The organism is Sphingomonas sp. Ant20 (genome assembly GCF_000783375.1).
In the GTDB taxonomy this organism is placed as follows: domain Bacteria; phylum Pseudomonadota; class Alphaproteobacteria; order Sphingomonadales; family Sphingomonadaceae; genus Sphingomonas; species Sphingomonas aerolata.
Map to the genome: position 1 here is coordinate 1 of NZ_JRVI01000025.1, position 11426 is coordinate 11426.

Here is an 11426-nt window from a genome sequence, read left to right on the forward strand (position 1 = left end):
GGGGGCGGGTGGGCACCGTCGCCTGATTCTCGGGCGCCTGGGTCCGTTCGACGGGCCTGGCGGCCGGTGGCGGCGTGGTCTGTGCGGCCAGTTCGGTGGCGACGAGGCAAAGTGCGATGGCGGTCAGTGCGCGGTGCTTCATGGTGTAGAGATCCCCCCTTGTGCGGCAGGGTCTAACCGATTGATCGCGATCGTCACTCGCAAATTTCTTTTATCAGGTCGCTTCTCGTCCTGTCGTCGTCATTCCGCTCTCCACTGGTCCTGGACGTGTTCTTCGCCGGTCACAAGTGGATGGAAGGCGAGAGCACGTCACGCCGGGTCTAGAGCGTCGCGTCGCAAGCAAGTTTATCCGCCTTGCTTGCGCTTTGGACGCGTTGATCGACGACCTATAGCAATGACCCCAGCGGATACAGCTCCATAGGGGACGAACTCGCAACCGAAGCGGAATGGTGCGGCCTGAGGAACGCAAAGTGCTGTCATTGATACCGATTGAGACCGTTACGACACAAAATCCATACCGCGTGTCATTTCTGAAATTATTGGTATTGTTTTGATATTTGGGACGTGACAGCATGTGCCTGTCCGAGGGTCCGGATGGTGATGCCGAACAAGGTCAGCAAGGTCACGGGGCGACAGATCCCGATGAAAGGGCGTCCTGTTGTTCATCGAACGCTTCCGAACAGGGTCGGCGGCAAACGATACGATGCATCACCATCATGTGACCCGATCGGCAACATGGGGGGTAATGGAATGGTGCTGTTCAAAGGGTTTCTGACTACGACATGTTGCGTCGCGGCGTTGTTTGCGATGCCGGCTCAGGCGCAGGCCCAGGCGTCGGATACAGGCGCGGCCGATGGTGCGCAGGAAAGCCAGACCGCGATCGGCGATCCCGTCGCCTCCGCCAAGCTCGCTGCAGATGCCGAACGCACCGGCGAACGGCGGGAAGCGTCGGACATCGTCGTCACCGGCACGCGCATCGCGCGGCCGAACAACCGGTCCGCCGCACCGATCGTGACGACGACCGCCGCGGAAATCGCGGCACAGGCGCGACGACGATCGAGGAGGTGCTGAATCGCCTGCCGCAGGTGCAGGTGAACTCGGAACAGAATTTCAGCGATTCCGAAGGTCGCCAGCGCATCAAGCTGCGCAGCCTGGGCTATGAGCGCACGCTGACGCTGATCGACGGTCTTCGCATGGGCCTCGCCAACACGGTCGATGTCGGCATCATCCCCAACGCACTGGTCGAGCGGATCGACGTGCTGACCGGTGGTGCCTCGTCCGTCTATGGATCCGACGCGGTGTCGGGCGTCGTCAACTTCGTGCTGAAGAAGAATTTCGAAGGCATCCGGCTCGACGCGAACTACAGCTTCTACAATCACGACAATGGCAGCAACGCGGTCACCGAGGCGGCAGGTCGTGCGGGTTTCGCCGCCAAGCGCGGATTGACCAATGACGGTGGTCGTTCGGACGTCAGCCTGGCGGCGGGTACCAATTTGTTCAACGACCGGGTGAACATCACCGGGTTCATCAATTACCGCCAGTCCAATCCGATCGAACTTGTCGATCGCTCCTATTCGGTTTGCGAGGCGGTCCAGCCGACCAACACCTCGCCGCTCGGTTGTTCGCGTGCAAGCTTCACGCCCGCCGGTACGATCATTCCGCAGTCGGGGCCGCGCGCCGGGCAGATCTTGGTCAACAATCCCAACGGCAACGGGACCTTCATTCCGATCAACAGCGGGCCGCAGGGCTCGTCGGCCAACCCCTATGACAATTGGGCGGTCCAGCGCGCGTTCAACCGCGTCAACCTTGGCGGTTTCCTCACCGCCAAGATCACCGATGACATCGAGCTGTACGGCAACGGGCTGTTCTACCGCGACAAGTCCTACAACACCCAGCTCAACCGCACCTTCAACTTCGGTGCGTACGGCTCGGACCCGTTCCGCGTGAATTGCGACAACGCGTTCCTGTCGACCTCGCAGGCACGGGATCTGTGCGGCGACAACGCCGGTGTCGCCGGACAATATGCGCCGATCGACGTCCGCTATCGCTTCGACGGGCTGCCACTGGTGCGGCAGCGCTTCACCAACGAGGGCTATCGTATCGTCGCGGGGCTGCGCGGGCGCGGCTTTGACGGCGTGTGGTCGTACGATGTCGCGGGCATGATCTCGCGCGCGCGGCTCGACACCATCGACGTGCCGTTCGCGCGCTTCGAGAACATCAATCGCTCGCTCGACGTCGTCCGGGTCAACGGCACGCCGACCTGTCGTGCGGTCGTCAACGGGACCGATCCGTCCTGCGTGCCGTTCAACGCGTCGCGCCGTTCAACCAGGATACGGCGCTCAACCAGTATCTCTACGGTGGCGCGACCGGCGGGATCAGCACGCGCATTCCGCGCCTGTTGCAGTTCGTCGGCACCGTCAGCGGCGATCTGGGCCGATACGGCATTACCTCGCCGCTTGCGGACCAGGGCATCGCGATCGCGCTGGGCGCGGAATATCGCGAGGAGATGGAACGCACGATCGTCAACGAGGTCTTCCAGCAGAATAACGGCGGCGAGAACCAGCGCTTCACGCAAAGCATCCTCGAAGCCAATGCCGAGGTCCAGGCACCGCTGATCGAACACCGCCGGTTCGCCGAGCTGTTGCAGGTCAACGCCGGCTACCGCGTGTCGCAGTACAACCGGCTCGACGGCAAGTTCGATACCTGGAAGGTCGAGGGACTCTGGTCGCCGGTGGCGGACATCACGCTGCGCGCCTCGTACAACAAGTCCCAGGCCGCACCGGGCGTCAGCACCGCGCAGGGTGCCGCCAACATCTTCTGGAACCAGGCTTCTATGCCGATCCCTGTGCGCCGCGGATCGATCCGTCGAACCCCAACGGCGCGCGACTGGCGCCGTCGGCGACGCTGCAGCAATGCCGCAACACCGGCCTTGCCGACAATCTCTATGGCAGTGCCTCGCTGATCTGCCCTGACGATCGTTGCACCGTGCGCGAGGGCGGGTTCAACCTGACGCCCGAAAGTGCCTTCACCAAGACCTTCGGCGTCGTGCTGCGCCCACGCTTCATACCCGGCCTGACGGTGTCGATCGACCGCTGGCTGATCGATCTGAAGGACCAGCTCGACTTCCTCCAGCCGCAGAACATCATCGGCGAGTGCCTTGCGACCGGGAACGAATATTTCTGCCGCGGCATCGTCCGCAATCCCGGCACCGGCACGCTCTCGAGCTCGCCTGCGACCAGTCCGTCGACGGGCTGGGTGGCTCGCGGCTCGGCCAATGGCTACAAGTCGCAGTCGCATGGCTGGGATTTCCAGGGGCAGTATAATGTCGGTCTGGGCGGCGTCGGCCGGCTCGACATGAGCTTCAACGGGACGCTGATGACCCGCGTCGGCTCGCAATCGTCGCCCACGATCGAACCGCGCAACTGCGTGGGATATTTCGGCAATCTCTGCGGCGAGAGCATGCCGCGCTGGAAGCACCAGCTCCGCACCACCTGGACCGCGCCCGACAGCACGACCAGCCTGTCGGTCAACTGGCGCCACCGCGGCGCGATGCCGCTCGATATCTACGCGCCCGAGGACACCGGCATCCCCGCCCAGGACGCGAGCGCCCGGCGCGATCAATATCCGGGTGTCGGTTCGTACAACTGGATCGACGTCGCGCTCAGCTTCGACATCAACAAGCAGATGACGTTCCGGCTTGCCGCCAACAACATCTTCGACCGCGATCCGCCGCTCATCCCGGACAGCCGTTCGCGGATCGGGCTGCTGCGCGGCAATACCGTGATGGGGTATGACCTGCTCGGCCGGCAGCTCGTCGCAGGGGTCTCGCTGCGGCTGTAACGTTACCGACTGACGTGATCGCCGGGGTCCGGATAAGGACCCCGGCGATGTTTCAACGTGCTACGGTCTGCGAACGCCGGATTTTAGCAGCCGCTAACGCCCCGGCTCCGTCGCCCCCGCTGGCGACAGCAAAGCGGCGGCGACGGGCTGTTCCGGCGTTGCGAACGCCCCTTTGGCGACCGGCAGCAGCATTCTGCGCGCTTCACCCCGAAGGTCGCGGGCGATCAGCTCCTCACCGAGTTTCAGTCTCGGACCGGGCGCGGCGGGCGCCGACTGAACGATCTTGTACAGCCCCTCTACCGCGACATCCGGGGCCTGCTCGCCCGCCGTTACAAAGCTGTCGTGATACGCGATCAGCGCGAGGCTGCTCTCCGGGTCCAGGCGGTTGGCCCTGACGATGAAACGTCTCGCGTTTGCAAGCCGCTGCCGACGTTCGACGGCGGGAGCGCGCACAGCCAGCTGCGTCAGCGCCGTGCCTTTCCACACCAGCGCGCGTGTTTCCGTCGGTGACTGTGCAATCGCCCTCTCAGCGGCTTCAAGACAGGCTTCGGGATTGCCGGTGCGGCATTCGGCCTCGGCCAGGAGCAGATGGTTTTCGGTCAGGGCGGGGAAGCGTGTCGCGTTGTCGCGAAGCCGGTCGAGCCACGCGGAGCGCCGTGCGAGCGCCTTCTCACGGTCGGGGCCGGCGTCGGGCACCTCGATCCGCGCGCCGAGTTCAAGCCGGCCACGGATCAGCCCGGCCTCCGCGAGGGTCAGACGGCGGATGCTGGGTTCCGGCGCGCGATTGGCCGGAAAGGCCATCTTTTCAGCCTGTAATTTGCGGCCTCGGTAGGCGGTCACGGCGCTTTGGAACTGGCTCGGATTGCCAAGGGCGCTCGCGGCGGTCGGCAAGTCGTCACCCCGTGCTAGGGCTTTCAGATAATCGTGAAGCCGCGGCTTCCACTCCTCGGAGAAATACAGAAGGTGGACCAGCCGCCATGCGTGATAGGGCGTCCAGGCCCTACCCTTGCCCGAGAGATAGCGCCCGTCGAGGATGTGCGTGACCGGATACAGACCGTAATGATGCATGACCTTCGCGTAGCCAGGCGGAAGGTGGCCATATTCCACGAAGTCGTCGCCGGCTTCCATCGTCGCGAACAATTCTCCGAACCCCTGAAGATACCAGCGCGGATACGCTGCCGGAAAATAGGTCATCAGGTAGTTCTGGGCGAAGGCGGCATACACGCGGGATTCGGCCCATTGGCAAAAGGCGATCTCGTTCACCGCGAGCTGTCCGAGAATCTGGTTCACGTCGTACGTCGGCTGTCCGGTCGCCGTCACCCTGGGGCTTATGTAGTAATCAACGATTGGAGGGTTTCGGTCCTGCTCGCGCGTACAATTGCGGCTCGTCTTGCGGCCGACGGAGGGCTGAAGAACCAGGTTCACGCCCTCCTCGGTCGTTGCGAGCACCGACCCTTCCTCGCGCGGATCATAGTAGATCGTCTTTTCGAACGCCTGCGGGAAGGGACCATATTGCCAGCGCAGCTCGGTCAGTCGAAGCTGTTCGAACGATGCGACATCGCCGATCATCGTCACGGCGATCTTGATCGTCTCGTCAGGCTGATCCACCCGGCCATGAAGGACCGAGAGCAGGAAGTGCAGCTTTTCGAGATTGTGCGCGGTGCGCCGCAACGCAGTTTCGTCGCCCTGGCTGAACACGACGACGTGCGGCGTTTCCGCCATTCGCCACTCGCTCAACTCCACCTTCGACTCGCGGCTTCGGTTGCCCGTGACGACGATGGTCGAGTCGCCATTCTTCACCGGTGCCGCAAGCTGCGCCTGCGCCGGGACGCTGACGGCCACACCCAGGATGAAGAGCAACCACCGCTTCATTTGTCTGAAGCCCCGCATTACCTCAAAGCATTCGGATGTACATGAAGCTCCTGACCGAGCCCGAAATCAAGTCATTCCGAGACCAGGGTACCGGTACAGACGATCTTCAAGCACCGTCTGTAAGAATGCTTGCTCCCATTCTGGACGTCCGGGCTCACCCGGTGCCCTGACAGTCACTCCGATTTACTAGCGCTGTTTATGAACCGGTTCGGTTCTCCGGGGATGCGAACGCGCCGGAGACGTGGCCTTGGGCGCTGTCATTAGCCTAAGCGAGGCAAGCTGAGACGACGCTTTGGCGGAAGAGGTGGGATTCGAACCCACGGTAGAGTTACCCCTACGCTGGTTTTCAAGACCAGTTCCTTAAACCACTCGGACACTCTTCCGCACCGTATCCGCGCCGCCGCGATGGCGGAGGGGCGCGTGCGACCGGCATCTAGGTCGGGGTGGAGCGTTGCGCAACTCTTTCGCACGGAGGGGGCCGACCGTTCGACATGGCTTGCCACGATCGCACGGCTCGGGCAGCGCTGCGTCATGGATCTCGACGCGATGCTCACCCATTATTTCGGCACGACCGATCTCGATACGCTGGATACGATCGCGATCGATGACGGTCTCGAGCGCGTCCGGATCGCGTTCGGGACCGAGCGCGAGACCGGCCGGCGGTTTGCGCTGTGGGCCGTGCTGGCGACGCTCGGCGATGCGCCCGACCCTCGTGACGCGTTCAAGACCGCGACCGAGCAACAGGCTGCGCAGGCCTATGTGCGCGCGCTGCGGACGGCGGACACGCTGGACGACTAGCCCCCCGTGGGGGCAGACGGATAGCTTTGGCAAGGCGGGCGTTGGGGACGCAACTCCCGACAGTCTAGCGAAAGCGAGCCCCATGCACATCGATCTCTCCGGACAGACCGCTATCGTCACCGGTGCAAGCTCCGGCCTCGGACGCGCCGCCGCGCTGCTCTTCGCGCAGGCCGGCGCGCGCGTCGCGGTCAATTACAACAGCAATCGCGAGGCGGCGGACGACGTGGTCGCGCGGATCGTGGCGGGCGGGGGCAAGGCGTTTGCCTGTCAGGCCGATACCGCGGACGAGGATGCCGTCCTCCGGCTGTTCGACGAGACCGTGTCGCGGTTCGGCGGCGTCGACGTCGTGTTCGCCAATGCCGGCATGCAGAAGGATGCGGGCTATGCGGACATGACGCTAGCGGACTGGAGCCGCGTCATCGACGTCAACCTGACGGGCCAGTTCCTCGTGTCGCGCGAAGCGGTACGCCGCTTCCGCGCGCAGGGTGATCGCGGCTTTGGTCGGGCGATCGGCAAGATCCTGTTCATGAGTTCGGTGCACGAGACGATCCCTTGGGCGGGGCATGCGAACTATGCGGCGTCGAAGGGCGGCAGCGGGATGCTGATGCGCACGCTGGCACAGGAGGTCGCGCAGGAGCGGATCCGGGTCAATGCGCTGGCGCCCGGCGCGATCGCGACCGACATCAACGCCGATGCGACCAAGGGCGATGCCGCCGACGCGCTGCTCGAGCTCATCCCCTATGGACGGATCGGCGAACCCGACGATGTCGCGCGTGCGGCGCTGTTCCTGGTGTCCGATGCCGCGGACTATATCATCGGATCGACGCTGACCGTCGACGGCGGGATGAGTCTGTATCCCGGTTTCCGCGACAACGGCTGACCGCGCTGGAGACATTGCCGCGACCTGCGAGGGTCGCGGTTGGCGTCAGGCCTTGAACAGGTCCTTGTACTGGCGTGGCTGTGAGCGGAGATACTGGTTGGGCGCCTTCACATGGCCGCCGAGATGTGCGGCGGCATGCCACGGCCAGCGTGGATCGTAGAGCAGGGTCCGGGCTAGCGCGACGAGATCGGCGTCACCGGTACCGATGATCGCCTCGGCCTGTTCATAGTCGGTGATCAGGCCGACCGCGACGACGGGGATGCCGACCGCCTGCTTGACCTGACGCGCCAGCGGGACCTGATAGCTCGGGCCGACCGGGATCTGCTGGTCCGGGCTGAGGCCCCCGCTCGAGACGTGGATCGCGTCGCACCCGCGAGCCTCAAGCGCCTTTGCGAAGGCGACGGTCTGTTCACCGTCCCAGCCACCCTCGACCCAGTCGGTGCCCGATACGCGCATCGTCACCGGGCGATCCGCCGGGAAGGCGGCGCGGACCGCGTCGTAGATTTCGAGCGGGAAGCGCATCCGGTTCTCGAGGCTGCCGCCATAGTCGTCGTCGCGGTGGTTGGCCAAGGGCGAGAGGAACTGGTGGAGCAGATAGCCGTGCGCGGCGTGCAGCTGGATCGCATCAATCTCGAGGCGAGCCGCGCGCGTCGCCGCGGCGGCAAACGCGTCGCGCAGTCGCGCCAGCCCCTCGCGATCGAGCGCCGTCGGCGGCGTATCGTCGGGCAGGAAACCGGCCGGGGAGGGGGCTTCGGTCTGCCAGCCCTGCTCAGCGTCGGGCGCGATCTGACCGCCGCCCTTCCAGGGCACCTCGCACGACGCCTTGCGTCCGGCATGCGACAGCTGGATGCCGATCGGCATGTCCGACCAGCGGCGCACGCTGTCGAGTGTCCGCGCGATCGCCGCTTCGCTCGCATCGTCATACAGCCCGACATCGGCATAGGTGATCCGCCCCTCGGGCGTCACGGCGGCGGCTTCGAGCATCATCAGGGCCGCGCCCGACAGCGCGAGATGCCCGAGATGGATCAGGTGCCAGTCGGTCATGCAGCCGTCGACCGCCGAATATTGGCACATCGGCGCGATGACGATCCGATTGGCGAGATCGAGCTTGCGACCTTGAACGGCGTGAAGAGCTGCGGACCGCTCATGCGGAAACGGCCGTAGCGATGGGGATGGCGCGCATCTTGAGAACCTCATGCGATGGGGAATGCGCGTCAACGCACGGGGCCGGGTTAGGAGCCGCCCAAGAAGCGACCCGCCACCTGGCCCAGGCCCGCGGATGGTCCCCGCCGTCCCGGCGCGTGCCGGAACGACAGGGTGGGACAGGGCTGTTTAGAACTTGGCGCCGAGCTCGACGCCGTAGAAGCGCGGTTCGCCGGCGATATAGGTCGGGATGCCGAAGCCGCCGCCCGTGTTGCCCGCGTCGATCAGGTACCGCTTGTTCGTCAGGTTGCGCGCAAAGCCGCCGACGCGGTAGCGCCCGTCCGCGAGCTCGATACCCGCACGCAGGTTGACCAGCGTGTAGCCGCGCTGGCTGATCGCGGCGCTGTTGGGCAGTTCGAAGAACACCTTCGACCGGTAATTCGCGCTCGGCGTCGCATAGAAGACCGCGCCGCCGAGCGGGAGCCGGAGCGTCGCGCCGCCCGATGCCGTGGTGCTCGGCTGGAGGCGGAAGCGGTTGCCGGCAAAGGTGCCTGCAGGCTGGTCCGCGATCCCGCCGTCGAGATAGGCGAAGGTCCCGAACACCGAGAGATACTGGCCAAGCGCCAGATTGCCCTCGAGCTCGACGCCGACATTCTTCGCCGAGCCCGCGCTGCGCGTGACCGCGACGACCGCACCATTGGCGGGATTGACCTCGTTTACCGAGACCTGGAACCCGTCATAGGTCTGATAGAAGACCGATGCCGCGCCGGTGAAGGGTCCGACGCGACCCTTGATGCCGCCTTCGTAGTTCCAGACATTTTCCTCAGGCACGATCTGAAGATTGGGGCGTACGCCGTTGACGGCGTTGAGTGCCGCCAACTGGACGACCGGTGAGCGCCGGCCCTTGCTGATCGTGCCGTAAAGGCTGACATCGTCGTCGAGCTTCAACAGCGCGTTGAAGCGCGGGAGGATCGCGGCGAAGCTCTGGTCCGCCTCGAACTTCACGCCGTTGGTGTTCGCGGTGCCAAGCAGGCTGGTGCGGACGCCCAGCGCGGCGAGAATCTGCGAATTGGGCTGGATCGACGAATAGCCCGACTGACGATCCTCGATCAGGATGCGTGCGCCGGCGGTCAGCTCGAGCGCCGGGATCGGGATATAGGTCGCATCGGCGAACACCGAATAGGTGTCGTTGTTGCCGTAATTGGTGAACTCGGACGAATAGGGGATCTGCGTCGAACGGCCGCCGGTGAGGATCGCGGTGGCGCGGGTCGCCGCCGGGATCGTGCCGTTGGCGGCGACACAGCCCGGGCCGGTCGGGATCCCCGCGCCGTTCAGCGCGGTACGGAACGGCTGATAGGCCGTGGCGATCGAGCAAGCGATATAGGTGCCCTCCTCGGTCGAGAAGGGGACGCGCTGCGACCCGTTTTCGAAGAAGGCGTTCCACCCGAACGATGCGCGATATTTCGGGCCGTCGAACGCGAAGCGGCTCTCATGGCTCCACTGGTCGCCCTTCGCATCCTCGGCGAACTCGAGATACCAGGCCGGGCCGCCATCCGCGTCGAAGATTTCGAGTGCGTCGAAGCGGCGATAGCCGTTGACGGTGGTGAAGGTGATGCCGGGCGACAGATCGACCGACACCGTCAGGTTGGCGTCATAGACGTTGCGGTCGAGCCCGAGCTTGCGCGCGCCGAGCGCCTCGGCGCTGAACGGCGAGCCCGAGAGTTCGGCATTGCCGTAATCGCCCGTCTGGCCGCCGGTCGGGGCATGCGCGCGGCTCTTGAACGCGGTGCCGGGATTGCGCTGACCATCATAGGTCAGGACGAGATCGGCGGTGACCGCGTCGTTCGGCCGGAAGCGCAGCGAGCCGCGAATGCCGCGCTGGTCCTGCCCGTTCAGATCGTCCTGATCGACCTTGCCCTGGTTCTGGTTGGGGATGTTCGCATCGCCGGCGATGTTACGGACATAGCGTCGCGATATTTATAGGCGAAGGCGAGCGTCCCGACAGCACGTCGTTGCCGGCGTTGATAAAGCCCGACACCTGCGTGCGGTTGTAATTGCCATAGGAGCCGGTGATCGCACCCGAGGTGCCGGGCTGCGGCTTGGCGGAGATAAGGTTGATGGCACCAACCGCGGCGGCGGTGCCGAACAGCGTCGCCTGCGGGCCCTTCACGACTTCGATCCGCTCGAGATCATAGAGATCCTGATAGGCGCCGCGCGAGCGGCTGATGTCGACGCCGTTATAATAGAGCGTCACCCGCGCACCCTGCTGCGACGAGCCATTGTCCGAGGTGATGCCGCGGATCACGAAGCCGGGGTTGTTCGCGCTCTGCTCCTGGATTTGCAGGCCGGGAATATAGGCGGCGACTTCGGACAGCGAGTTGACGCCAATATCCGCCATCTTCGCGCCGGTGAGCGCGGTGACGGTCAACGGCACGTCCTCGATCCGCTGTTCGCGCTTCTGCGCGGTGACGACGATGTCGTCGCCGCCCGTCACGTCGGCGCGGGCGGCCGTGCCGGTCGCCGGATCGGGCGCGACGATCGCCTGGGCAAGCGCACCCGTCGAACAGGATGCAGCAAGCGCGGCCAGAGCCAGGCGCGTAAAAATGGTCGTCATGAAGTCCCCCGATTGTCAGTGAGCGAGCACCTAGGGCGGGGTCGTTACGGTTCCGCGTCGGATACATGACCCACGCGTGACGGCCTGTCATCGCGGCGTAACGCTGCCGCAACGTGACTGACGCCGAGCGCCCCTAGCAGGCGGCATCACCGCAAAAGGCACTGTTATGACGATCAATCGCCGCGACGCCCTCACGCTCTTCGGCTCCGGCTCCGCGCTCGCGCTTCCCGGCCTCGCCACCGCGGCGCGCACGAACGGCAGCGCGGGGGCAGCGCGCTT

The 11426-nt window shown here is 65.0% G+C and carries 9 protein-coding genes, 1 tRNA gene and 2 pseudogenes; 7 read left to right on the top strand and 5 right to left on the bottom strand.

The window, feature by feature from the left end:
• Positions 1–750: 750 nt before the first annotated feature.
• From NI18_RS26530 to NI18_RS26545, 4 genes and pseudogenes are all read left to right on the top strand, one after another.
• The gene (locus tag NI18_RS26530) at positions 751–1071 is read left to right on the top strand and encodes a hypothetical protein (RefSeq protein ID WP_306286246.1); all 321 of its coding nucleotides are present in this window, start codon (positions 751–753) and stop codon (positions 1069–1071) included.
• A gap of 20 nt (positions 1072–1091) precedes the next feature.
• A pseudogene (locus NI18_RS26535) lies at positions 1092–1250 on the top strand (hypothetical protein); the annotation flags it as partial.
• Between the two features lie 887 nt (positions 1251–2137).
• Positions 2138–2962 (top strand): TonB-dependent receptor, encoded by an 825-nt coding sequence (locus NI18_RS26540; protein WP_306286250.1) that lies wholly within the window; start codon positions 2138–2140, stop codon positions 2960–2962.
• Between the two features lie 23 nt (positions 2963–2985).
• On the top strand, positions 2986–3840 hold the full coding sequence (locus NI18_RS26545) for a TonB-dependent receptor (RefSeq protein WP_306286247.1): 855 nt from the start codon (positions 2986–2988) through the stop codon (positions 3838–3840).
• Between the two features lie 93 nt (positions 3841–3933).
• Here the strand turns inward: NI18_RS26545 and NI18_RS05475 are convergent, their stop codons facing one another.
• Positions 3934–5712 carry a hypothetical protein gene (locus NI18_RS05475; RefSeq protein WP_037528645.1) on the bottom strand — a complete coding sequence of 593 codons (1779 nt, stop codon included), beginning with the start codon at positions 5710–5712 and terminating at the stop codon, positions 3934–3936.
• A 293-nt stretch (positions 5713–6005) separates the two neighbouring features.
• Positions 6006–6095, bottom strand: a tRNA-Ser gene (locus NI18_RS05480).
• A gap of 37 nt (positions 6096–6132) precedes the next feature.
• Here NI18_RS05480 and NI18_RS05485 point away from each other — a divergent pair.
• Complete coding sequence (locus NI18_RS05485) at positions 6133–6510, top strand: hypothetical protein (RefSeq protein WP_236559017.1); 378 nt, start codon at positions 6133–6135, stop codon at positions 6508–6510.
• Between the two features lie 82 nt (positions 6511–6592).
• Positions 6593–7390, top strand: a complete 798-nt coding sequence (locus NI18_RS05490) for a glucose 1-dehydrogenase (protein ID WP_031441113.1) — start codon at positions 6593–6595, stop codon at positions 7388–7390.
• Between the two features lie 45 nt (positions 7391–7435).
• Here NI18_RS05490 and NI18_RS05495 read toward each other — a convergent pair.
• Both NI18_RS05495 and NI18_RS05500 read right to left on the bottom strand, forming a co-directional pair.
• Positions 7436–8538: pseudogene (locus NI18_RS05495) on the bottom strand (NADH:flavin oxidoreductase/NADH oxidase).
• A 184-nt stretch (positions 8539–8722) separates the two neighbouring features.
• Positions 8723–10171, bottom strand: a complete 1449-nt coding sequence (locus NI18_RS05500; RefSeq protein WP_347574804.1) for a TonB-dependent receptor — start codon at positions 10169–10171, stop codon at positions 8723–8725.
• Between the two features lie 126 nt (positions 10172–10297).
• Here NI18_RS05500 and NI18_RS26550 point away from each other — a divergent pair, with 126 nt between their 5' ends.
• Positions 10298–10516: a hypothetical protein gene (locus NI18_RS26550; RefSeq protein ID WP_306286248.1), complete on the top strand. Its 219-nt coding sequence runs from the start codon at positions 10298–10300 to the stop codon at positions 10514–10516.
• On the opposite strand, the gene NI18_RS26555 is transcribed toward NI18_RS26550, so the two are convergent.
• Positions 10488–11147: a TonB-dependent receptor plug domain-containing protein gene (locus NI18_RS26555; RefSeq protein WP_306286249.1), complete on the bottom strand. Its 660-nt coding sequence runs from the start codon at positions 11145–11147 to the stop codon at positions 10488–10490. The genes NI18_RS26550 and NI18_RS26555 overlap by 29 nt on opposite strands.
• Between the last annotated feature and the right edge of the window lie 279 nt (positions 11148–11426).

Coding starts and splice junctions, on each gene's coding strand:
- NI18_RS05490 (WP_031441113.1), top strand. CDS start 6,593: ATGCACATCGATCTCTCCGGACAGACCGCTATCGTCACCGGTGCAAGC.
- NI18_RS26550 (WP_306286248.1), top strand. CDS start 10,298: ATGCGCGCGGCTCTTGAACGCGGTGCCGGGATTGCGCTGACCATCATA.
- NI18_RS26530 (WP_306286246.1), top strand. CDS start 751: ATGGTGCTGTTCAAAGGGTTTCTGACTACGACATGTTGCGTCGCGGCG.
- NI18_RS05475 (WP_037528645.1), bottom strand. CDS start 5,712: ATGAAGCGGTGGTTGCTCTTCATCCTGGGTGTGGCCGTCAGCGTCCCG.
- NI18_RS26555 (WP_306286249.1), bottom strand. CDS start 11,147: ATGACGACCATTTTTACGCGCCTGGCTCTGGCCGCGCTTGCTGCATCC.